The organism is Mesobacillus subterraneus (genome assembly GCF_000934845.1).
Lineage (GTDB): Bacteria > Bacillota > Bacilli > Bacillales > Cytobacillaceae > Mesobacillus > Mesobacillus stamsii.
The window spans coordinates 1-22,427 of record NZ_JXIQ01000082.1 but is presented as its reverse complement, the minus strand read 5'-3'; the positions used below and the strand labels follow the sequence as shown (position 1 = coordinate 22,427).

Here is a 22,427-nt window from a genome sequence, read left to right as displayed (position 1 = left end):
CCAATACGCTCTATTGGTTACATCATTTCCCAGTATCTGGTGTTTCGGTGTTCCAATACGCTCTATTGGCGACGGCATACACCATTAACTGGTATTTCATCGTTCAAAAACGCCACACAAATGAAAAACAGCAGGCCACAAGCCCGCTGTTCTCGCTACTTCCCGGTAATCAATTCTACTGCTTTCTCCATTACAGAGGAGATTCCGTTTGCCAGCTTTTTGCCCATCGATGAAAAGAGGTTGAATGCCTTCATTTTTTCTAGCTGTTTCTGTTTTTGTTCAAGGTCATGGCTAGAGATGTCTCTGCCGAGGATAGCGGTTTCTAAGGTGCCGCTTTCCGTTTCTTTTATACTGAAGGCACTTTTGAATTTCGGATCTTCATAGCCTTTCATTTTTTGGATTCCTTCGTTCGCCTGTTGCATGCCGAACAATACGGATATAAACAATAGAGAAGCTAGCATCAAGCTTTTTAGCATGAACATCTTCAACTCGATCACCTGATTTATTTTATTTCTTGTCGGGAGGCAGAATTGCTGGAGCTTCTACCTTTTCTGCCTGCCAGTAGAATTCACTAAATACATCTGCAAGTGCATCCGCGGACCTGTTCAATTCCTCAAATGTATTGTCGACGCCGCCAAATTCGATCAACAATGCATTACCTGACAGATCTTGGTTGAATTTTCCATTTGTTGAGGCACCCTTTTTCTCGATGACACCCCTGCTTAAACCCTTTCCATATTTTTCATTAAGGAGATTATGCAATTCTCGAGCAAGTTGGAGGTTTTTCTCGTAATTCGCATTTTCCCCGCCAATGATAAAGGCGAGTTTGGCATAGGATTTTCCGTTGATCTGAATAGTTGTTTTATCTTTGCGATACCCATCTCGATGGATATCAATAAAGTATTGCAAATTCCGGTCTCCTGTCATGGCTGCTTCCACCACTGGGCGTGCTTCCTGATAGGCTTTTCCAAATCCGAGTCCTTTTTTGGACAGATTTTCCATGACATCGGTTTTGTCCACCGTCGTTCCGATTCCACGCTGTTCAAGATCTGCTTTTAGCTGATCACCAATCCTGGTGACGTTCACCTTCGAATGATACGCCTGGTTAGGGTCGGTTATACCCTTAAGGTAGGGAAGATACGATTCTCTTGTATGGGTAAAATAAATATACACCGCTTTTCGATCGCCAGTTGATATTGGCGGATCTCCCGCCTCACCTTGTGAAGCATCTTGAAAATCTTCAGTGTTTTGCAAAGCTGCTTCCTGTTCTGCCTTTAACACTTCAAACGGAGGAGCAGATTCCATTGGCATGTTCGTATAATTTGTCCCTTCTCCCGCAACTAAAATTTTTCCATCAAAAAGTGGGAAGCCAGGCAACTCTCTTCCTAATAGGCTTCTTGGATCGTCTAAATTGATATTCGTAGTTAGCGTAAACAGCACATTTGTCAGCCTGGGTGCTTCATATTCCTCTGGGAGGGACTGCAGAAATTGATGATTCTCCGAGCCCATTAAACTAAATAGCAGTTCGCCACTTAAATTGGTAGCAGCCTGATGAACGGAATCGGACGATATCCGCAGTTCTGGCCTTAGTGTCGTCATAGCTCCACTTATCGAAAAAATCCCAATGAGAAAAAAAACAAACGCTAGCGCGGCTTTTACAACTTGAGTCCCATGGACAGCTACAATAATTCCTGATCGATTCGTAATTCTCATTGTTCCACCTCTTCATGCAAGTCTAGTAAATGTTATGACTTTGCTAGAGAAGATAGAACCATAATTTCGTTTAATTCCTTGAAAAATACTTAGTGCGTGTACATTCCTGTGTTATCCTTGTCGATATTCGAATGCAGCGCAGAATTAAGACCGCTGGCGATTAAATTCGCCATATCTTCGATGAAAACATCGACTTCTTTTGGGGTTACCATCAGGTTGTGACCCAATGGTGACAAAACCTCGTAAATGAGCTTTCTTTTCTCTTCATCCTCGAGCGTGCCAATGATCCCCATAAAGGTTTGGCGTTTTTCTGCTTCTGGCATGTCTTCGTCCGTTAGCTTCCTTCGCTTGCCAAAACTCATCCCTGCCGGCACAAGTGACCTCGAAGGCTTGTTACCCTCGCTCATTTCCTTTCCAAAATGCTTTAATATAAAATCAATCGTGTCACTAGTAATAGAAACAGCATCAACAACTGTTGGTACGCCGATGGCAATGACTGGTATTCCCAGGGTTTCTTTACTTAGTTCCTTCCTTTTATTTCCTACCCCAGAGCCTGGATGGATCCCTGTATCGGAAATTTGGATGGTTGAATTTACTCTCTCAATCGAGCGTGATGCCAGCGCATCGATCGCAATCACAAAGTCCGGTTTCGTTTTTTCTACTACGCCAAAGATAATATCCGATGTCTCGATCCCCGTTAATCCCATCACACCAGGGGCAAGTGCACTGACTGAGCGGTACCCATCCTCGACAGACTCTGGCTGCAGATCGAATAAGTGCTTGGTCACGAGTAAATTTTCACAGACGAGCGGTCCGAGGGCGTCAGGCGTCACATTCCAGTTTCCAAGCCCGACTACAAGACAGGAATCATCCTTTTTGATGCCGGATTGTTTGATAAATTGCGCAAATTCATTAGCAAAAACATTCTCTACTTTTCCTTGAAGCTCGGTATCCTGCTGGCGAATCCCGACAACTTCAATGGTCAAATACTGTCCCTGTTTTTTCCCAAGGTTTTTCTCCCCCTCGGCGGTTACCTCGACGAGCGAAATTTTTATATCATTTTCCTCTTTTTCTTTTATCATGACGCCTTCTATTTGTGAGAGATTTTCCTTTGCACGGACGGTTTCCGCATGATCTGCTAGCACCATCTCCCTCGCTTCCACAGCCAGGTCCGTCCTGATTGAATACATGCTCAAGTCGATTTGTTCCTTCATTGTCGCATTCCTCCCAAACAGCATACTATTGCCTATCTTTTCCTTTTATCTAAAAAAACATTCAAGTACTCTGGACATAATTAAAGCAGAGTATTGCATTCTTGACCCCTGTTTGATAAAATATCATATGTTCTCAATAAAAAAAGAAATGTACTGGAAATGTCGAGTTCCATAAAATCTCGATGCTTTTTTAGGAGGTGAACGGAATGCCAAACATTAAGTCTGCAATTAAACGCGTTAAAACAAGTGAAAAGAGCAAAGCTCAAAACATTACTGTTAAATCAACTATGCGTACAGCAGTTAAAAAAGCTGAAGCAGCGATCGTGAACAATGACACAGAAGCAAAAACTTCTTTCGCTCTTGCAGCTAGCAAGCTTGATAAAGCAGCAGCTAAAGGTCTGATCCATAAAAATAAAGCTGCCCGCAAAAAAGCCCGTCTTATGAAAAAATTGAACGCTAACGGCTAATTTTTTTCATAATGCTAATAAAAAAACGACCTGTAATGGTCGTTTTTTTATTCCCAATTATGTAGTTACCTGCCTTTCATTTGAAACAAGATCATTTCAATCAGCATTTCTTTTTTCATGCCGCCAGTTTTCATTTGATAGTCAGCATCTGCGAGAAGCATGATGATCCTAGATAATTCTTCATCTGAAAATGCCCCTGCTTGTCCTGCAGCAAGTTTAACCCTGTATGGATGGATTTTTAACGTGCCAGCTATTTGCTGTTGACCATATCCCTTCCGTGCAAGCTCCTTTACCTGGTATATCAGCCTGAATTGTCCTGTAAGCACTGCAAGAATTTTAATTGGTTCCTCATTTTGCTTCAAGAGATCATAATAAATTCTCAAGGCAGCTTCCACATTCTTATGGACAACCTTATCAACAAGAGAAAAAATAGTTTGCTCCAAAGACCTTGCAGTCAGATGATCCACCATCTCTTTGCGAATCAGCTGATTTTCTCCAGCATAAAGCGCCAGCTTATCAATTTCAGATGTCAACATGAATAAATTTGTTCCTGCGAGTGCCAATAAAAGTTCGATTGCATCATTTTCAATCCCAGAACCGTGCGTGACAGCGCGCTCTCTTACCCACGCTTTTGTTTCCTGCTCGGTCAGTTTTTTGGCTTCTACAACGGTTGCATTCCGCTTTAGCTCTTTCGTTATTTTTTTGCGTTCATCCAATTTTTCATAAGGAGCCGAAAATACGAGGATGGAGTACGGAGCCGGTTGTTTTAAGTAAGACTCCAATTTGGCGAGCTGATGGTCTATCTTTCCTTTTGACTTTTCAGACGTTAAAAACAGAGGATTCTGCAAGATGACCAAACGTTTCTCCCCCATAAAGGGAAAAGTCTCTGCATCTTCCAATGCTTCCTCGATTGGCGTTTCTTCAAGATCGTATACCGAGAAATTGAAATCTTTTTCTTCCTCTTCCAAAACATTGTCCACTAGCAGCTGTTTCGTTTCATTTATTAGGAAAGCCTCTGTTCCATATAATAAATAGACAGGATCTACCTGCTTTTTGCTTATCTTTTTCCAAATGTCCAATACCACTTTTTTCCGCTCCGTTCATTCTAGTTTCCCCTTTGTCTATCGTAAACAAGCTTGGACATTTTGACAAGCATTGTAAGGGAATTGGCTTCGGTTATCCGGCCAATTCCCTTATCTATAATGAACGCTGCAATATAAGGCCTAGGATACTTATAAGGCAGCGGTGCATCAGAAGTTACACTTATTTTAGCCTTTAGCGGGAAAAGTATTTGTGTCAACTCTTGACATTTGCTCCACAACTGTTACGAAATAGGTAAACAGAAAGAGAAGACTGGATTTTTTCAATCGAATCGCTTATACTATTAGAGAATTAATAGGGGGGATTGACTGTGAATCAATTCGAAAAGAATGTCCAAAGCAATCGCAATGACGCTGTTGACTCAGGTGTTGGATTCATCGTTTCTTTTGGATTTTTTGCAACAATGTTTGTTATTGCGACCGTTGTACAGTTGATTGGAAGTTAATCACGGCTACATAGAATAAAATTATCGAGACTGCATTTTTTGATGCAGTCTCTTTTCTTATCATCTGAATTGCTATTTGTTCTATATTATGGCACTTGTTGCGTAAAGGTTCCTGAATTGCTTTTGAACTTGTAAATAATAGCTCCATCTTCATCTGTCCTGTAAATTGCTGCTCCCGCTTCCTCCAATCGCTCCAGTACCTCTTTGCCTGGATGGCCATACCTGTTCTTTTTCCCGACAGAAATAATCCCGAATTCCGGATTTGTCCATTCCAGAAAGCTTTCCGAACTGGAATATTTGCTGCCGTGATGTCCCACTTTCAATACATCGATGTCCAGCTTTTCGATGGTCTGCTCCAAGGAACGTTCGCCCTCTATTCCAAGATCTCCCGTGAAAAGCCACTTTTTTCCGCCAAAATTGGCAAGCAACACAATCGAACCGTCATTTCGTTCAACAGGAATCTGATTGGGGTTAAGAATGAGGAAATCTGCTTCACCCGCATTCCAACTCGTCCCTATTTTTGCCTCATGGATTTCTGTTCCCTCTTTGTTCGCAATTTCCATTATCCTGTTTTCCAATTCCGAGCGGTCAGGGACTCGCGGAATTAGCAGCTGTTTGACACCGATTTCGTTGAATACTGCTAAAGAGCCTCCAATATGATCTGCATCCCCATGCGTCAAAATCAGTTTATCCAGGCTCCTAATTCCTTCGCTTTTCAAAAATGGAACGACGATCTTTTCGCCTGGATCATACAAACTCCTTTTCAGCTGCCAATCTTCCTTTGCAAAAAGGAGCACACCACCGGTATCGATTAAATAATTTCCTTGGTTATAAGGTAACCTGATGAAAATGCTGTCGCCTTGGCCAACATCCAGAAACACGATTTTTCCATATGGGTTCATATAAGGCAAAACCATTTGCATAATAAGCGGCAGAAAAGGAAGCGTGAAGATCCACATTGGGGGCTTGGATCTCCTGCTTACAAATTCTTCCCACTTGAGAAAAAAAAGCGGAAGCAATAGAATATGCAAAATCACCAGGATTGGCTCCAGCTTGCCAACGACGAGTGTCGATAGCGGAAGACCGGAAAGCCAGGTAGCAAAAAGGTTGACATAGTGGATCAGTGTCTCCAAAAAAAGCAAATAAACCGGAGGAGGGGATCCAAACAAGAAAATGATATAGGAGAACAGCAAGAGTGGAAGCAATCCAAACGAGAAAAAAGGAACAAAAAAAAGATTAGCGAGAATGGATAGGATTGAGACTTCATGGAAGGACCAAATAATAATTGGGAGACTGGAGATTTGAGCGATCAACGAAGCCGCAGCAGTTTGCCCTGCAAACGATTTGAAGGTTTTCAGAATGACTGGCGCCGAAAAAATTAAAGAAAAACTGACACTGTATGACAGCTGGAAGCCTACGTCATAAATGATTGCTGGCTGCCATAATGCCATCATCATGAATGCGGCTGAGATGGCATCTAAAGGATTCAACTGGACCGAAAAGCGTTTTGAACCAATCAATAGAAGCAGCATAGCAACTGATCGAACGACAGGTGGTGCGAGTCCTGTCAAAATTGCGTACACCGGTAGGAAAATAAGCATCATCATCTCCGTTTTTTCCTTCGTCACCCCAAGCCAAATACTAATGAAGTAGAACATTCCCGCTAGCAGTGCTACATGCAATCCTGAAATCGCCAATAAATGAACGATTCCGATTTTTTGGTAGGATCGTTCGGTTTCAGGGTTAAATAAATCTCTTTCGCCATAAAGCAATGCTGCCATAAGCGCCGAAGTCTCATCAAAGAATATCCGATCGATTTTCAGCACTTCTTGTTGTCGGAAGCCTTTAAGCATAGTTACCATACTTTGTGGCTTATGTTGACATGTCTCCAAAGATAGCTGATCGGCTTCAAGAATCCAGGATATTTTCTTTCGTTCAAGGAATCTTTTGTAGTCAAAGGCATTTGGATTGGTGGCAGGCGACGGACTTGAGAGGGTTCCGGAGACAGAACAGGCTGTTCCGGGGGTGAGATGATTTTGAATGAGTTCTTTTTCAGCAATTGTTTTGATTCTGTATTTGATGAGGATTTTTTCATTGGCAGGCTTGGATGTGCTATAAGCAGAAAGCGTATCACCGTCTATGTTCATTTCATCATCAAATAAAATAAGAAAGTGTTTTTCGCTACCATTATAGACTGTGTCAACCTCATCAAAGTACCCGGCTGCCATAAACAAAGCAAAACAACCTGTCAAAAGGACGAGGAGCGATTCCGGAAATTTCTTTCTTTTATGCAACCAGAAGATGGCGAGCAAAAACACCGTTCCATAGATTAGGGCATTTTCTTTCATAGTCAGCAAGCCCATCAGCGAGACAGCGGCAAAGTAAACCAGCCGCCCTCTGATGGATGCAATCTGTATAAATTTCATTTTTTTGGTCCTTTTGATTTATTAAGGCAAATGGACAACCTCTACATCCCTTAGGAAAAGATCATTGTATTTATTAGGATAGGCAAATTTATAAACAATCCTCGAAATCCCAGATTGTGCTAGCGTCTTGGAGCATTTTTCGCAAGGTTCATGCGTAACGAACGCCGTTGCTCCTTTTAGCATTCCTCTTTCCGCATGGAGAACCGCATTTTCCTCTGCGTGCAGCGTCCTAATGCACCGCCCCTGTTCGTTAATTAGGCAGCCGACATCCTCGCAGTGGTCATGACCATGTATCGATCCATTGTAACCGGTGGAAACGATATGCTTGTCCTTGACAATGACGCAGCCGACATGCAACCTTGGGCAGGTAGACCGTGTGCCAACTTCTTCGGCAATATCCAAAAAATATTCATCCCAACTCTTTCGCTCCATTCCGTATTCCCCCTTTCGTTTACTCCGTATATTGTTTATGCCAACCTATATATCCCTCATTTTACGTCTTTGGTCACAAGAGTTCAATTTCCACTCTGCTATTTTACCAAAATCAGGTCTTTTAGTTTTTCAAAAGTTTTTTCACCAATTCCGCTGATCTCCTTTAAATCTTCAATCGTTTTAAACGGTCCGTTTGTTTTACGGTACTCGATGATCGCTTCCGCCTTTGCCGGACCAATCCCCGGCAGTGTTTCTAGTTCTGCTGATTCTGCAGAATTCAGATCCACGCTTCCCTTAGACGCCTCCCCGGCTTCCTGTACAGGTAAAGATGCAGGAGCTTCTTCTCCGATGCGCGGCACATAAATGGACATTTCATCCTGCACATACATCGCAAAATTAATTGCAGCTGCGTCTGCCTCTTTTTTAAGCCCACCGGCCAATTCAATCAAATCAATTACCCTTCCGCCCTCTTTTATCTCATACACGCCAGGCTGAGTAACTGCCCCCTTTATTTCTGCCATCATGATGATTGGTTTCTCCTCAACAACTTCGTCTTTCTTAGCGTTCCAATCTTCCACCATTCCGAGGGATTCAGGATTTTTTTCCGTCAGCACCACATCTCCTTTATTTAGGGAGGAATAAAGAAAAAATACCAAAACAGCAATCCCTGCAAATACGATGATTTTGTTTTCCTTGATCCATTCCAAGTAGCATCAACACCTTTCTTTCATGACATAAAATAGAAATGAAAATCATATGAATATAGGAGAATAAACTGTACGAAGGAGGGAAGGGTTATGAAAATAGGGATAATAGGCACAGGGAATATGGGGAGAATACTCGCTGAAGCTCTCATTGACGGGAACGCCGTTTCTCCTTCTTCCATGATGATTACAAATAGGACATTGTCAAAAGCTTTAGAGATTCAAAACAGATATCCAGACTTAACACTTGGAAGGAATGCGACAGAAGTTGCCGAAAACGCGGATGCGATTTTCCTATGTGTGAAGCCCCATGATGTTTTAGGCGTCCTCGAAACCATCAATCCTGTACTTAGCAGAAATAAATGCGTAATCTCCATAACCAGCCCAATCAGTGTCAACCAAATTGAAAGCAAAGTGGATTGTTCTGTGATGAGAATCATTCCAAGCATTACAAACAGGGCACTTGCAGGAGTTTCCCTTTTCTCGTTTGGAGCTCGATGTACGATGGAATGGAGGGAAACCCTATTTACTCTTTTCAAAAAAATATCTGTCCCGCTGGAAATAGAAGAGGAGATCACAAGAGTAGCATCCGATATTGTCAGCTGTGGCCCAGCTTTCTTTAGTCACCTTGTCCAGAGCTTTATCAATGGAGCTGTCAAAGAAACGGAAATTGATCAAAATACTGCCACCAAACTAACAAGCGAGATGTTAATTGGTTTAGGTGAACTTTTGAGTCAAAATCATTATACATTACAATCTTTGCAGGAAAAGGTTTGCGTACTAGGCGGCATAACAGGAGAAGGGATCAAAGTGCTGGATCGTGAAACGGGAGATATGTTTCAACAGGTCTTCCGGGCGACACAGAAAAAATATGAAACAGAATTGGAAAGAATAAAGGAGCAATTCGGTCTCTAAAAATTTTCGCCATTTAACATGAAAATCCTCTCTAAAAATTGTGACAAAAAAAGTACAAAAAAGTCTCCCGTCAAACGGGAGACTTTTTCTGCATGGGGGATAAACCCTATTTAGATTTGATCATCGCAAAAAATAATCGTTCAGCTGTGGACTCAGGAGCCTGGAGGGAATAATCTCCGGAAATTTCCATATTATCAAAGCCTGTCTGCTTCAGCAACTCTACGTATTTTGTTTCTGGATAGGTACGCTGGCGATGTACTTCATCGACACGATCATATTTTCCGCTTTTTTCGTCGAGCACAAAAAACGTCAGTTCATGTTCCACACTATGCGGTTCGTCGCCCTTAAAGGCGTTCCATATATAGGTGATTTCTTCCTCATCCCAAGTAAATGTTGCATCCGCAAAAACATCGTCCATTTTATAAAGGGAATGGACATCAAAAATAAACAAGCCTCCCTGTTTCAATAGACGGTATACCCCTTCAAATGTCTGCTTGACTGCCAGTTCATTCTCTAAATAATTTAGAGAATCGCAATAGATGCCGATGATATCAAACTCACCTAAATCATCTAGTTCTGTCATATCCTGCTGGAAGAATTGGATAGGCAAAGATCGTGTCTGTGCCTTCCTTTGGGCAACGGAAAGCATATCGTCAGACAAGTCTGCTCCGGTCACTTCGTATCCTTTTTGTGCAAATCTAACGGATAGTTCGCCGGTTCCACATGCAAGATCAAGCAGCCTCGTTCCCTCTACTTGAAATTTCTGCTTATAGGCTTCGGTAAGGTTCACCCAGTTGTCATAGGGAACGTCCTTCATAAGCTCATCATACAAATAAGCAAATCGTTCGTATGACATTAATACAGCTCACTTTGTACGTTTTCGATTGGCGCATCTCCCCAAAGTCGTTCTAAATTATAATAGCTTCTTTCTTCCTTATGGAAGACATGAACAACCACATCGCCAATATCAATTAGAACCCATCTTGCTTCATCGAACCCTTCCATTCTCTTTACCGTATTCCCTTGTTCTTCTGCCTTTTCCCTGACTTCACGGGCTATTGCCTGCACTTGCTTATCTGAATTTCCGTGGCAGATTATGAAGTAATCGGCAATCAGTGAGATCCCTCTCATATTCAATACCATGATATCTTCTGCTCTTTTATCATCAGCCGCTTTGACAGCTGTCATTAATAATTGTCGATCGTTCATTCAATCACCCTCCTTATTTTTTACCAAGCTGTTGTATGCGTGAAACGTATCTGGAAAGACTGGCTGATTTTTTTTCATAAGAAACTGGATCGTATTTTTCATGGACTGGATCAGCGCCGCATCCAAATCATTTCCTGCCATCTCCCTTATCTCCTCTACACCTGGAAAATGACGACCTGGCTCAATATAATCAGCCAGATAAATGATTTTATCAAGGAGGGTCATGCCCACCCTGCCAGAAGTGTGGAAACGGATGGCATCAAGGATTTCTCCATCTTGAATGCCTGCTTCCTTTTCAGCTAGAAAGGCTCCTACCGGTGCATGCCAAAGCTCGCTGTTGAACTCCAGCAGGATTGCTGGCATCTTTTGTTCCTTAATGATCTGCCTCATTTCATCCTTTGGCCTGAATTTGGCATAATCATGGAAAATGGCTGCCAATTCCGCTTTCTTGCCATCTGCACCGTACTTCTCAGCCAGTCTGATGGCAGTCTCCATCACTCCAAGTGTATGCAGATAGCGATGCTCAGTCAGTTGCGGCCTCACCATCTGAAGTGCTTGTTCACGCTCCATATAAACCATGCTCCTCTATATAAATCCTTACAGATTCCGGCAGCAAATAGCGAGTGCTTCTGCCTGCCTTCACTCTTTCTCTAATCATTCTTGAAGAGATATCCATTTGCGGTGTTTCAGCAAAAAGAATATCATAATTTGTTTCCATCGAGTAAGAGGGCCTGCTTACCCCGACAAACTTGACCATCTTTAGCAACTCATCAATCTTACGCCATTTAGGCAAATACTCCACCATGTCGCCGCCAATAATAAAATAGAAATCAATGTCTTTATTGTTATCTTTCAGTATTTTCATCGTTTCATACGTATAGGAAGGGCCACTTCTGTCAAGTTCCTTTGTTTCCAGCCTGAATTTGTGGTTATCAGCAATCGCAAGCTCAATCATCCTTAATCTGTCAGAATTGCTGATCGGCAAGTCGACTATTTTATGCGGCGGAACCTGATTGGGCATGAACCATATCTCATCGAGCCCATACGTTTGAAGCACCTCATTCGCGATAACCAAATGTCCAGTGTGCGGCGGATTAAAGGTACCGCCGAGAATGCCAACCTTCTTCAATCCGGCACCTCCCTGTTTTTTATCTTGGAAGAACGATTTGCTTATTTTCGCGTGACTCTTTATATAAAACGATGGTATTGCCAATTACCTGCACAAGTTCAGCTTTTGCTCCGCGGGAAAGCTGCTCTGCTACGGTATCTCTATCCTGATCACAATTCTTTAGGATGCTCACCTTGATCAACTCTCTCGCTTCCAGAACTTCTGCGATTTGCTTGACCATGTTTTCATTTACCCCTCCTTTGCCAACTTGAAAAATGGGAGTAAGATGATGGGCATTTGATCTTAAAAAACTTTTTTGCTTACCTGTTAACATATGTTAACCTCCTAAATTTCTTAAAACATTCCTTCTCATTGTCTCGGTGTCTGGAAAAATCCCGGTCCATTTCTCGAAAGCAAGTGCTCCCTGAAAAACAAACATTCCGACGCCATTTTGAATTTTTGCTCCTTTTTTTGAAGCTTCTTCTAAAAACTTTGTTTTCAGAGGGTTATAAATGATATCACTGACAATTGTGCCCTGAGAAAGCTGGTCAAGCGAAAGCGGCAAACCCTCTAGATTAGGGAACATTCCAATCGAAGTGGTCTGGACGATCAATTGATATTCATGCAGTGACTTTTCAGCTGTTTCTCTGTCAAGCACCTTTGAGCGAACCTTGAATGGGCAGGTACGAACCAATTCCTCGGCCCTATCAGCTGTCCGGTTGTATAGGTCGATTTGCTTGATTCCTGCCTGGGCCATGGAGAAATAGATCGCTCTCGAAGCCCCACCAGCACCAATTATCAAAGCTGACCTTGAACCAAGATCAGCACCCATGGATTCAAGCCCTTTGACAAAGCCAGGGCCGTCCGTATTGTAACCTGTCAAACAGCCGTTCTCATTTTGGACTGTATTGACAGCTCCGATTGCTTTTGCCAAAGGATCAATTTGATCGAGAAAGTCCATGATAGTTGTTTTATGAGGAATTGTCACATTGAAGCCACTAACACCCAATGCTTTCAACCCTTTTACTGCCGCCTCAAGATTTTGTTTGCTGACATGAAATGGCAGGTAGACTGCATCGATTCCATAAAAGTCAAATAGATTATTATGCATCTCAGGAGACATTGAATGCCCAATTGGATCCCCGATGACGCCGAACAATTTTTTCATTTTTCTTCCGCTCTTTCCTTCCAAGTTTAGATTGCCAGCTAGTTTAAATCAGCGACCTTCTGAGCATCACATGAACCCCTTTAGGAACAAATGCGGCAATTATCGCACCTACATCATTCACTGTTACCCAGCCAAGCCCGGAAAAAACAACATCCGTTTTGGCTTCCTTAATCGTGAATTCATGGCGGACAAGCTCTGGAAATGTATCCATCTGCTCCCGCCGTGGCGGAGTCAACATTTCACCTGCATGGTTCTTATACAGCTCGTCTGCATTCTCAAGCTTAGTTCGATGGATATTGATTTCATTCGGAATATAACAAGGAAACGATCTTCTGCCGCCTGATAGATAGTCAAAACGGGCAAGGCCACCGAAAAATAAGGTCTGCTGTTCGTTCAGCTGATACACCTTGGGCTTGATTTCCTTTTTAGGTGTAATATATTTCAAATCGCGCTTATCTACATAATGGGCCATCTGGTGATGATTGATGATTCCAGGAGTATCGACAATTGCTTTTCCATCTTCAAGCGGAATTTCAATCATGTCAAGAGTTGTTCCTGGAAAATGGGAAGTTGTAATGATATCCCCTTCACCAGTCACTTCCTTGATGATTCTATTGATGAAAGTGGACTTCCCGACATTTGTGCAACCAACAATATAGACATCCTTGCCATTGCGATATTCATCGATTGCCGCTGCAGCTTCTTTGATATGATGCCCTTTTGCGGCACTCACAAGGAAGACGTCAATTGGATTTAGTCCCAATTCCCTTGATTCCTTTTTCATCCAGTCGATCAGTTTTCGCTGCTTGACCGATTTCGGCACAAGGTCAGCCTTGTTCCCAATCAATAATACCGGATTTTTTCCGGCAAACCGTTGAATACCAGGCAGCCAGCTGCCATTGAAATCAAAAATATCGACAATCTTGACAATCAGTGCATCCTTGTTTCCAAGTTCATTCAAGATTTTTAAAAAATCATCGTCCGTTAGACTGACATCCTGAATTTCGTTATAGTTTTTTAAACGAAAACATCTCTGGCATACAGCAACTTCCTTCTCCAGTGAGGAAGCAGGGGCAAAACCCAGTTCTTCGGGATTTTCAGTTTGGATTTTCACACCACAGCCGGTACAGATCAATTGCTCATTCAAATTTAGTCCTCCCAATTCAGCTTTCCTTGTTTCCTAAACCAATTTAAAATCCTTCTTTCCACTTTCCGGTTGAATCGGGTCACAAATCCATCTGTCTGGGCAACCGGAATGACGAGAATGGTGTGGAATCCGCTCCTATTCCCGCCAAGGACATCCGTTAGCAGCTGATCGCCAATCACAACCGTTTCTTCTTTTCGCAAGCCCATTTGCTTGAGCGCCCTATTGAATGCCCTGGTCATTGGCTTTCTCGCTTGAAAAATAAATGGGATTTGAAGCGGGTCAGAGAAAGCTTTGACTCTTTGCTCATTATTATTTGAAACAATCGTTATGAGTATTTCATTTCTTCTCATATTATCAAACCACTCGATTAGCTTAGGGCTCGCAGTGGGCTGATCCCATTCTACGAGGGTATTGTCCAAATCTGTTATGATTCCTTTGACACCTTTCTCCCTTAGCCCATCAGGATCAATTTCAAATATATTTTTCACATGCTGGTCAGGTAAAAAATGCTTTAGCAATTTTAACACCTCATTAAGTAAATTCCGATCACATCGTTAACATCATACCTAATTTTAGCAACGTATTCAAAACAAACATACAAACCTCAAAGCCAATTGATGATAAAAAATGACAACAACCGGCATTTTTTGGTTTTTTTCATAGAATTCCAAAAAACTTTTCGACAAAATTCAGCGATTTTCAATCCTGTGGATAACCTTATGCACAATATACACATTGATTTTATTACGAATATCGAGTTTATAAACAAGTTAATCACAGGTTACCCACCGATGATTGTGGATAACCAGAACGGTTGTTCTGCAAGTTTCTATCTGCTAGAGTAAGGGTAGAAACGAACAACCTACAATTATATGCAGTCAAAATCTGATTTAGAAGCTTTTGGGGGTGAATGACTGAATGCGCAAGCTATCGGACGACCTATTGATTGAATCCTATTTCAAAGCAAGAGAATTGAACCTTAGCAATGAGTTTATCCATTTAATAGAAACGGAAATCCACCGACGGTCTTTGTCCAACCGAATCAAAGTTTCTTCTTAACAGCCCAAAAAGGGCTTTTCTTTTTGGAATTACATTCATATGCAAAGTCAAAGACACAGATTCATCCTGTGCCTGTCAGGTCACTCTTGTCCAACGAGGGTACCGATTTTTTCGCCATATTTAATCGGATATGGCAGAGTAATGTTTGGCAGCAAGTTCACAGTTCCTTTTTCAAACAGGAGTACCACAGTCGAGCCGAAGGTAAAATACGCCATACGCTCGCCTTTCTTAAGACTTGTTCCAGTATATGTGGTTTCAATCGAGTTGACGAACATTGCGCCCACCTTTATAACGGCCATCGTGCCAGAATGATGCTTGATTTCCGTTATTTTACGGAAATTCTTGGACAATGGGTTATTTCCATATGTTAGCCCTAGCTTGTTTACTGGGTAGGACTTCCTTCCTAGCGTCCACTGATTAATGACATCGCCTGCAACTGGGCTGTGAATTTGGTGGTAATGACTTGGACTAAGGTAAAAAATCATATATTTGCCTTGTTCATAGCGGGCCATTGCTTCCTCATTCCCGAGCATCTCAGAGATCGAATACACCTTCCCTTTTACGGTAATCGTTTTAGCCGCGGAAATTTCCCCAATATCTTCAATGATTGAATCTACAGGACTGACAATTGACAAAGGCTCTTCTTCGATCGTTCTTGATCCTGGTTTCAGATTCCTAATAAAAAAGTGATGCAGACTCTCATACTCTTCAAGCGGTTTTTCCATTTCGTCTTGACTAATCCCGTAAATTTTTGCAAACGAAGGGATGATTATTTTGCTGCTCTTTGAATTTGCGAATTTATGCAGCATGGCCGACGTCCATTTTCCATTCGTCAATTCAATAAGCAGGCGATAGATAGACTGAAGCAAGGAACATACCTCCGATTATGTGATTGAGTTAAAGCGCCAAAAAAGAAATTTTTAAGAAAATGCATATTTTGCTTAGAACTATATAGTATTATATAATGTCCTATTGTGCTAGTTCTTTTCGGTAAAGATCTTTTTATAAATCTGTTTTAAGAAAAGGGAAACCCCATCCTAAAAAAGGCTGGGGTTTCGTTTGTTTGCAACTAATGCAAAAATCTATTCTGTCAAAGCCAAGAATTCCTCTACATCCTCGACGCACATGCGAACCGCTTTTTCCCAGAAATCCTTTTCCGTGAGGTCGACATTCAGGTGTTTCTGGGCGAGTTCCTCAACGGTCATTGATGCCGAATCCTTCAAAATGGCAATATACTTTTTTTCGTATCCTTTACCTGACTCCAGGGCCATCGCATAAATGCCAACAGAGAATAAATAGCCGAATGTATATGGAAAGTTATAGAACGGCACTCCCGTTATAAAGAAATGCAGCTTGGACGCCCAAAACAGCGGGTGATACTCTTCGAGTGCACCAGCATATGCTTCTTCTTGTGCGTGTTTCATCAATTCTGCTAATCTTTCCGGACTGACTACTCCCTGTTTTCGCTCTTCGTAGAACTGGGTTTCAAACAGAAATCTGGCATGAATATTCATCAAGAGTGCAATGGAACGCTGAATCTTATCCTCCAATAAACCAAGCTTTTCTTCCTTGGTTTGCGCATTTTTCACAGCCGCGTCCGAAACAATCATTTCAGCAAAGGTAGACGCAGTTTCTGCAACATTCATCGCATAATTCCGGTTCAGCAGATGCAGATCCCTCATTGCATATGTGTGGAAACCATGTCCAAGTTCATGTGCCAATGTAGAGACATTGGCTGGCGAACCGGAGTAGGTCATGAAGATCCTTGATTGACTGGATTCAGGAAAGAACGTATGAAAGCCGCCAGGTGCTTTGCCTGGCCGATCCTCCGCTTCAATCCAATGATCCTCAAATGCTTTTTTTGCAAAGCCAGCCATTTCTGTGCCAAATTGCGCAAAGTTCTCAACAATGAAATCGGCTCCTTGCTGATAGGACATTTTTGATTCAGCATTGCCAATTGGCGCATCTAAATCGTACCAGCTCAGTTTTTTAAGTCCAAGAAGATGAGCTTTTCGATTCAGAAACCGGACAAACGGCTCTTTGTTTTCGGAAATAACCTCCCACATCGCATCGAGTGTTTCACGTTTCATTCGGTTGATATCAAGCGGCTCCTTCAACACATCCTCCCAGCTTCTCAGTTTGTAGACATTCAGGCGGAAGCCAGCGAGATGATTGAGTGTCTTAGCGTAAAAATCCTCTTTTTCTTTCCAGGCTTTTTCCCATGCCTTGAAAACCCCTTTTCGGACAGAACGGTCAGCATCTGACATTTTATTGGCAGCCTGGCCGACAGAAAGGCTTTCCTCTTTATATTGGATTTTTGTAGTTCCGACAAGAAGGTCATACATCTGGCCCCATCCATGGTACCCGTCCACGCTTAAGGCATTTATCGCAGATTCCTCTTTTTCCGAAAGCCTTTCCGCCGCCCGTTTTCGTCGCTCAGTAAGCACAAAACGGAGCTCTTTCAACAGTCCATCCTGCAAAAGCCCGTTCCAAACATCAGGAGAAAAACTGGATAGCTTCTGATCGAAAATGGTCAGTGCAGTTTGCAAGGAAGCACTAAGTTCAGTGACCGTCGCTTTCAATTGGCCAGCCTTCTTATCATCTGTGTTCTGTGCGTGCAAACAACTCACAAATGCACCCGCCTGCCTTACTTTTTTCGCCGCTCCTTCAAACCGCTCCACTAGATATTCCAGCTTTGAACTCTGGTTCGGCTGAGCATTTGGTTTCCAATCCGCTACCTCTTGTTTAAATATTGCAATTTCCTCGCTTGCTGCCTTTAGATGATCTGCAAATTCCGGAGAACTGCTTCCCCCTTTAAAAAACACCTCAAGATCCCAAACATCAGAATATGTATTTGTCATTTTTATTCCCCCTCGCTTGCCCACATTACTGCTCCGTTAGCCCAATAACCCTCTTACTTTATTAGCAAAATAATTTCTGATAAACAACAATTCATTTTCCTCAAGTTGATAAGTGCCTTGCTTGTGGGAGTAGTTATACATCACCTTCTGCAGTGAAACGAACATCTCTATTGGCAGTGATGACAATCCCCAGTTTCCTGCCTCTTGCTTAGATGAAATAATTCCTTCACTTAAGTACAAATACACCCTAATTAAATTCAACGTGCAATATACAGGCTCTTCAAATATATATTCTAAGCATTCATTAAAATCTCCAATTATAGAAGTTTTGTAAAAGGATTGAGGAATCAAAGGAAATACCTCAACAATGGATTTTCCTTCAATGCATATTCCCCGATGATTGATTATAGTTATATGTGCTGCCAAATCTGGATCTTTCTTAATCTCACCATTTAAAAACTCATATGTCTTTAATTTCAGGTCCTCTTCATATCGTTCTCTCCAAAATTCACTATAATGGAAGTCAAAAGGACAAGGGTGCTCGAATGACTTTAATTGTTCTCGGTTTACACAGCTTACTTCAACAGGAAAAGGTTTGTTTGAATGAGCAAGGAAAAGGAGTGCTAATCGTCTTTTGGTTTCAATTTTTAATGGGGCTTCAGTGACAATCAAAATATCAATATCACTACGATTAGGATTGAACCCCCCCATTGCAAGTGAGCCGTGTATGTAAAATCCAGTAAAATTGTCTTGGACAACTTCTTTTGTCATAAATAGCAGATGGAGAACAAACTCTTTAATATCCGAAGAACAATTTGCCCAATAATAAGTTATAGTATATCCCTCCTCAAGTTATTAAACTAAACTGCCCCTATAGTTCATTTAAATACGTTCCCATTCCAAACGGCAAAAGGATATGCCCAACTTAATGCTTGAACTGAGGATGTGTAGTAGTAAGAATAAATAATGTAAAAAACAATAAAGTTCTTTTCATCAGTACCTCCTCTTATTTAAAGTTTACCATAAAAATACTATAATTTTTTTTGCACTAAACTGCATCGTTATTAGTAAAGCAAGAATAAGTCTGTCAAACATCCGAATAATTTAAGCACTTGTGAGTTAAACAATTTTTAGTACCTCTTTAACTGCCCAGCTTTGGTGTTCGTGGAATAAGCTTTCTGAAGCTCGGGATGGTTCCATCCATTTGAGGATGTGATCTTCTTCTATTGGTTTACCTATCTGCTCACCCATTTCACATAAATAAAAATGACCCTCATTAAGGTAGTATTTATTTTCATTCGTGGAATAAAAATATCTTCGGGCACAACCCACGAAAGAACCTACTTCAATATCCATTCCCATTTCTTCAAGGGCTTCTCTTTTTAAACACTCTTTATGTGTCTCATTTTTTTCTATTCCACCACCTGGAAGAAAATACTTACGATCACTTGTTTCAATAATAGCCAATTTATTTTTTTTACTATTGAAAATTAAACAATAAACAGCAGGTCTCCATATGTACTCTTTACCATCTTCTTTATCACCGAATGTAATGATACTCATAATAAATCTCCTCGTCTATTATTTTCATTATAATTATAATGCTACTTTTCCAAAATTTCTAATATTTGCATTGTTTTATAAATAGAAAAAGAGAAGGGAATTCCCTTCTCTTTTTCTATTTATTCAATTGCTTTGGCAGGTTCTGCAGGAAGGAAATCATCAAGGTCATTCCTTCTCTTGTTTCTTTTTGTGTAACAGCCTTCATTAGCTGAATGGAGGTCAGAGGCTCTTTGTCTTTTGTTTCCTCCTGAGCATGATGGAACGCTGTTAGCATACCGTCCACCAGGTCGATGGCACCAAGCTGGACGAAGGAATCTGCAAGTTCTACACCTTTGATTGCCTTTTCCACCATATCGGTTACCATTGGTCCTGTCATCGCTCCCTTCATAGCAGCAGCCATATCCGCAAGCTGCATCAGCGATTTCAGCACACCGGTTTCTTCCATGCGTTTTACTTCCATTAAAGTCCGCTCGAGGTTCTCGGCTACTTCAGGCAGGGCCTTTAATAGAGAGAGTGTTTCCGGCTGAAGCAAATCATCGGCCATCTCAATCATCTTGACACCCGTTTCGGCAATTGTCGAGACCATTTCCCCGGTTACTGCCCCCATGGCTGCATCCGTGAAGCCAACAAGCTTATGTTGTTCCGTTTTTTGCAATTGAGGTGTTTCTGTAGCCATCTCAACCACCCCTTCTATAAAATCCCTTTGGCATTTAACCAGTAAAGCTCATTGTATACCGCTTTGAACCAGTGCAGAAGGTCAGAAGTCTCTGCTGGCTGCGGTGGGTTATTGTAGTCGAATGTAATCATGCTGGCATCATCTAGGCTGTTTTCAAGGAAACAAGCCACCTTGCCGTTATATACAGCCGTTTCCGGGCGGCCGGATATTCTGCTGATGATATTGGCAACCAGGGATTCTGATTGATAGTGTGCTGTTGACCCAGCTTTGCTGATTGGCAAGTCGGTTGCATCACCAATTACATAGACATCGTTCTGGCCAGCCATTTTCAATGATGTACGATTTGTTGGAATGAAGCCGGACTCATCGCCAATACCTGAATCAATCACTACTTTCGCGCCAGTATGTGCCGGAATTGTAATCAGCATGTCATATTCGTGTTCCGATCCGTCCATCGTGATCGCAACCTTGCGTTTAGGATCCACTTCTTCGAGATTGAAGAATGTTTCAAATTTGATATCGCGCTTCTCAAACTGTGGCAGTGCCCATTCGGCAACCGGAACCAATGAATGAACACGGCCGATCGGATAGCCGTATTTGATTTCAATTTCCTTGCGTCTGCCATTTTTGCGATAATAGTCATCCAGCATCAATGCCAGTTCAAGTGGAGCAGCTGGGCATTTGTGCGGTACATCGATGGTGATCAGGATTCTGCCCTTTTCCATCACTGCAAGGTCATCACGAAGGCGTTCTGCTCCATCGAGAGTATAGAAGTTATGCGCACCTTCACGCAAACCTGGAACACTGTCAAAGTCAGGATGGGAACCAGTTGCGATGACTAGATAGTCATACTGGTATTGCTTTTTGCCTTTCACCGTTTTCTTCTCTACATCGATTTTCTCGACATCATCATATACAAGATTCACATGTCTGTGGACAAGCGAATCCTGCTTTCTGATAAAATGCTCGGACGGTTTTTCATTAAACGCGATAAAAAGGTATCCTGGCTGATAAGTATGCTTTTCTGTATTGGAAATCAACGTTACTTCGACTTCTTGTTTTTTAATTTCTTCGCCAAGCTGGCGGGCTAACCTGTTTGCAACCATTGTACCCGCGCTTCCTGCTCCAAGAATCACGATTTTTTTTGTCATATTGTCCACCTCTTTACTGGATTCTTTGATCAAGGCTGTTGTTCCTTCTGGACTTTTTTACGGCTTGAACGCTGAAATCACCGTAAAGAGCCTGTGTCTAACAGCGATCAATTATTTTACCTTTTTAACTGCGATCTTGAATTCATCGCCTTCACTTTCGATGTAGGCAATCTCGTGACCCATTTTATTAACCCATTCTGGGATATCCACTGCTGATCCTTTATCAGTGGAAAGGACTTCCACTACATCTCCGACTTTTGCTGTTTTAATTCCTTTTACCAATTCCATTAATGGTCCTGGGCAATATGCTCCTCTTGCATCGATTGATTTAGTTACTAGTACTTCACTCATGATTTTTTCCTCCTGTAAGTTACTGGTTTGTGTTAAAATAAGAAAAGATTTTTTTATATTTGCATAAAGGGGAAAGTGGGAAAGGCCTGCACGCCAAATTCACTTTCCTGGTTTTTACATAGAAATGACTGTTGCTCCCTGAGTCATTCCAAGGAATTTCGTTACCCCGATGATGCCGTCGAATACATCCAGCATATCTTCTTCTTTCCAATCCATGATGTCCATAGCTAAGGCGCATCCGTAAATATTCAATACGCCCATTTCTTTTCCTTCCTGCAGAAGCGAATCAAATAGTGGGATTTTCTTTGCAAGCAGTTCTTTGCCGATTGTGCCGGTCAAAAAGTCTTCGTTTTCGAAGCTGTCCTTGCGGAATGATTTAAGAGCGTTCATTGTCACAAATACATTAACCGTCATTCCTGACATGGATGCTACCGATCCAACAAGAGCCCCAGCATGCAATTTCTCAAGATCTTCTGATACTAAAATAACCGCTAAAGATGGTGTTTGCTGTTCCATAATTTATTTCCTCCTAGTATCTTTTTAAATGAAATTACCTTACAAATGAATTATACCCATACCCCCATATCTATGTCTGTTTCTTTTGTGTGAACATTGTTCGTCTAAAAAGTGACAAAACAACTTGTTCACAGGAATATCTATTGAAAATTAAAAATAAATGGAAAGTAAATATTCCTATTGAACTACCCCCACTTACTG

General features: G+C 41.7%; 26 protein-coding genes and 1 pseudogene. 4 read left to right on the top strand and 23 right to left on the bottom strand.

Annotation, left to right across the window (positions count from 1 at the left end):
• Positions 1–155: 155 nt before the first annotated feature.
• The 3 genes from UB32_RS10490 to gpr all read right to left on the bottom strand — a co-directional run bounded on the left by UB32_RS10490 (position 156) and on the right by gpr (position 2,927).
• The gene (locus UB32_RS10490) at positions 156–482 is read right to left on the bottom strand and encodes a YqxA family protein (RefSeq protein WP_307192116.1); all 327 of its coding nucleotides are present in this window, start codon (positions 480–482) and stop codon (positions 156–158) included.
• A 25-nt stretch (positions 483–507) separates the two neighbouring features.
• The gene (gene spoIIP, locus UB32_RS10485) at positions 508–1,713 is read right to left on the bottom strand and encodes a stage II sporulation protein P (RefSeq protein WP_044393584.1); all 1,206 of its coding nucleotides are present in this window, start codon (positions 1,711–1,713) and stop codon (positions 508–510) included.
• An 89-nt stretch (positions 1,714–1,802) separates the two neighbouring features.
• On the bottom strand, positions 1,803–2,927 hold the full coding sequence (gene gpr / locus UB32_RS10480; RefSeq protein WP_044393583.1) for a GPR endopeptidase: 1,125 nt from the start codon (positions 2,925–2,927) through the stop codon (positions 1,803–1,805).
• Between the two features lie 206 nt (positions 2,928–3,133).
• On the opposite strand from gpr, the gene rpsT reads away from it, so the two are divergent.
• The gene (gene rpsT / locus UB32_RS10475; RefSeq protein ID WP_044393582.1) at positions 3,134–3,394 is read left to right on the top strand and encodes a 30S ribosomal protein S20; all 261 of its coding nucleotides are present in this window, start codon (positions 3,134–3,136) and stop codon (positions 3,392–3,394) included.
• A 65-nt stretch (positions 3,395–3,459) separates the two neighbouring features.
• On the opposite strand, the gene holA is transcribed toward rpsT, so the two are convergent.
• Entirely contained in the window at positions 3,460–4,479 is a 1,020-nt protein-coding gene (gene holA / locus UB32_RS10470; RefSeq protein WP_044393580.1) for a DNA polymerase III subunit delta, read from the bottom strand.
• A gap of 326 nt (positions 4,480–4,805) precedes the next feature.
• Between holA and UB32_RS19440 the strand changes: the two genes are divergently transcribed.
• On the top strand, positions 4,806–4,940 hold the full coding sequence (locus tag UB32_RS19440) for a YqzM family protein (RefSeq protein ID WP_044393579.1): 135 nt from the start codon (positions 4,806–4,808) through the stop codon (positions 4,938–4,940).
• A gap of 86 nt (positions 4,941–5,026) precedes the next feature.
• On the opposite strand, the gene UB32_RS10460 is transcribed toward UB32_RS19440, so the two are convergent.
• The 3 genes from UB32_RS10460 to UB32_RS10450 all read right to left on the bottom strand — a co-directional run bounded on the left by UB32_RS10460 (position 5,027) and on the right by UB32_RS10450 (position 8,505).
• Positions 5,027–7,366: a DNA internalization-related competence protein ComEC/Rec2 gene (locus tag UB32_RS10460; RefSeq protein ID WP_052807009.1), complete on the bottom strand. Its 2,340-nt coding sequence runs from the start codon at positions 7,364–7,366 to the stop codon at positions 5,027–5,029.
• A 21-nt stretch (positions 7,367–7,387) separates the two neighbouring features.
• Positions 7,388–7,798, bottom strand: coding sequence for a deoxycytidylate deaminase (locus tag UB32_RS10455; protein ID WP_044393578.1), 411 nt, complete (start codon positions 7,796–7,798; stop codon positions 7,388–7,390).
• A gap of 98 nt (positions 7,799–7,896) precedes the next feature.
• The gene (locus UB32_RS10450) at positions 7,897–8,505 is read right to left on the bottom strand and encodes a helix-hairpin-helix domain-containing protein (RefSeq protein WP_044393577.1); all 609 of its coding nucleotides are present in this window, start codon (positions 8,503–8,505) and stop codon (positions 7,897–7,899) included.
• A gap of 90 nt (positions 8,506–8,595) precedes the next feature.
• Here UB32_RS10450 and comER point away from each other — a divergent pair, with 90 nt between their 5' ends.
• A complete protein-coding gene (comER, locus tag UB32_RS10445; RefSeq protein WP_044393576.1) occupies positions 8,596–9,417 on the top strand; it encodes a late competence protein ComER in 822 nt (273 codons plus the stop codon).
• A gap of 106 nt (positions 9,418–9,523) precedes the next feature.
• Here the strand turns inward: comER and UB32_RS10440 are convergent, their stop codons facing one another.
• The 8 genes and pseudogenes from UB32_RS10440 to UB32_RS10405 form a co-directional block, all read right to left on the bottom strand.
• Complete coding sequence (locus UB32_RS10440; protein ID WP_044393575.1) at positions 9,524–10,273, bottom strand: class I SAM-dependent DNA methyltransferase; 750 nt, start codon at positions 10,271–10,273, stop codon at positions 9,524–9,526.
• Positions 10,273–10,626 carry a ribosome silencing factor gene (gene rsfS / locus UB32_RS10435; protein ID WP_044393573.1) on the bottom strand — a complete coding sequence of 118 codons (354 nt, stop codon included), beginning with the start codon at positions 10,624–10,626 and terminating at the stop codon, positions 10,273–10,275. Before rsfS ends, UB32_RS10440 begins: the two co-directional genes overlap by 1 nt.
• Positions 10,627–11,172: a bis(5'-nucleosyl)-tetraphosphatase (symmetrical) YqeK gene (gene yqeK, locus UB32_RS10430; RefSeq protein ID WP_431305968.1), complete on the bottom strand. Its 546-nt coding sequence runs from the start codon at positions 11,170–11,172 to the stop codon at positions 10,627–10,629.
• Positions 11,150–11,755: pseudogene (locus UB32_RS10425) on the bottom strand (nicotinate-nucleotide adenylyltransferase). Before UB32_RS10425 ends, yqeK begins: the two are co-directional and overlap by 23 nt.
• A 19-nt stretch (positions 11,756–11,774) precedes the next feature.
• Positions 11,775–12,068, bottom strand: coding sequence for a ribosome assembly RNA-binding protein YhbY (yhbY, locus tag UB32_RS10420; protein WP_044393567.1), 294 nt, complete (start codon positions 12,066–12,068; stop codon positions 11,775–11,777).
• Positions 12,069–12,071: 3 nt separating this feature from the next.
• A complete protein-coding gene (aroE, locus tag UB32_RS10415) occupies positions 12,072–12,902 on the bottom strand; it encodes a shikimate dehydrogenase (RefSeq protein ID WP_044393587.1) in 831 nt (276 codons plus the stop codon).
• A gap of 43 nt (positions 12,903–12,945) precedes the next feature.
• The gene (gene yqeH, locus UB32_RS10410) at positions 12,946–14,049 is read right to left on the bottom strand and encodes a ribosome biogenesis GTPase YqeH (protein WP_044393565.1); all 1,104 of its coding nucleotides are present in this window, start codon (positions 14,047–14,049) and stop codon (positions 12,946–12,948) included.
• 2 nt (positions 14,050–14,051) lie between these two features.
• A complete protein-coding gene (locus tag UB32_RS10405) occupies positions 14,052–14,567 on the bottom strand; it encodes a YqeG family HAD IIIA-type phosphatase (protein WP_044393563.1) in 516 nt (171 codons plus the stop codon).
• A gap of 400 nt (positions 14,568–14,967) precedes the next feature.
• Here UB32_RS10405 and UB32_RS10400 point away from each other — a divergent pair, with 400 nt between their 5' ends.
• Positions 14,968–15,108 (top strand): sporulation histidine kinase inhibitor Sda, encoded by a 141-nt coding sequence (locus UB32_RS10400; RefSeq protein ID WP_044393561.1) that lies wholly within the window; start codon positions 14,968–14,970, stop codon positions 15,106–15,108.
• A gap of 80 nt (positions 15,109–15,188) precedes the next feature.
• Here UB32_RS10400 and UB32_RS10395 read toward each other — a convergent pair whose 3' ends face one another.
• The 8 genes from UB32_RS10395 to UB32_RS10360 all read right to left on the bottom strand — a co-directional run bounded on the left by UB32_RS10395 (position 15,189) and on the right by UB32_RS10360 (position 22,226).
• Positions 15,189–15,977, bottom strand: coding sequence for a phosphatidylserine decarboxylase (locus UB32_RS10395; RefSeq protein ID WP_044393559.1), 789 nt, complete (start codon positions 15,975–15,977; stop codon positions 15,189–15,191).
• A gap of 213 nt (positions 15,978–16,190) precedes the next feature.
• The gene (locus UB32_RS10390; protein ID WP_044393557.1) at positions 16,191–17,969 is read right to left on the bottom strand and encodes a M3 family oligoendopeptidase; all 1,779 of its coding nucleotides are present in this window, start codon (positions 17,967–17,969) and stop codon (positions 16,191–16,193) included.
• 36 nt (positions 17,970–18,005) lie between these two features.
• Positions 18,006–18,740, bottom strand: coding sequence for an aminoglycoside adenylyltransferase domain-containing protein (locus UB32_RS10385; protein ID WP_044393556.1), 735 nt, complete (start codon positions 18,738–18,740; stop codon positions 18,006–18,008).
• Between the two features lie 348 nt (positions 18,741–19,088).
• Positions 19,089–19,532 (bottom strand): NUDIX hydrolase, encoded by a 444-nt coding sequence (locus tag UB32_RS10380; RefSeq protein ID WP_241768477.1) that lies wholly within the window; start codon positions 19,530–19,532, stop codon positions 19,089–19,091.
• A 115-nt stretch (positions 19,533–19,647) separates the two neighbouring features.
• The gene (locus tag UB32_RS19030; protein ID WP_052807007.1) at positions 19,648–20,208 is read right to left on the bottom strand and encodes a DUF1641 domain-containing protein; all 561 of its coding nucleotides are present in this window, start codon (positions 20,206–20,208) and stop codon (positions 19,648–19,650) included.
• A 14-nt stretch (positions 20,209–20,222) separates the two neighbouring features.
• Positions 20,223–21,359, bottom strand: a complete 1,137-nt coding sequence (locus UB32_RS10370; RefSeq protein ID WP_044393554.1) for an NAD(P)/FAD-dependent oxidoreductase — start codon at positions 21,357–21,359, stop codon at positions 20,223–20,225.
• Positions 21,360–21,470: 111 nt separating this feature from the next.
• On the bottom strand, positions 21,471–21,710 hold the full coding sequence (locus UB32_RS10365) for a sulfurtransferase TusA family protein (RefSeq protein WP_044393552.1): 240 nt from the start codon (positions 21,708–21,710) through the stop codon (positions 21,471–21,473).
• A gap of 114 nt (positions 21,711–21,824) precedes the next feature.
• Positions 21,825–22,226 (bottom strand): DsrE/DsrF/DrsH-like family protein, encoded by a 402-nt coding sequence (locus UB32_RS10360; RefSeq protein ID WP_044393550.1) that lies wholly within the window; start codon positions 22,224–22,226, stop codon positions 21,825–21,827.
• Positions 22,227–22,427 lie beyond the last annotated feature (201 nt).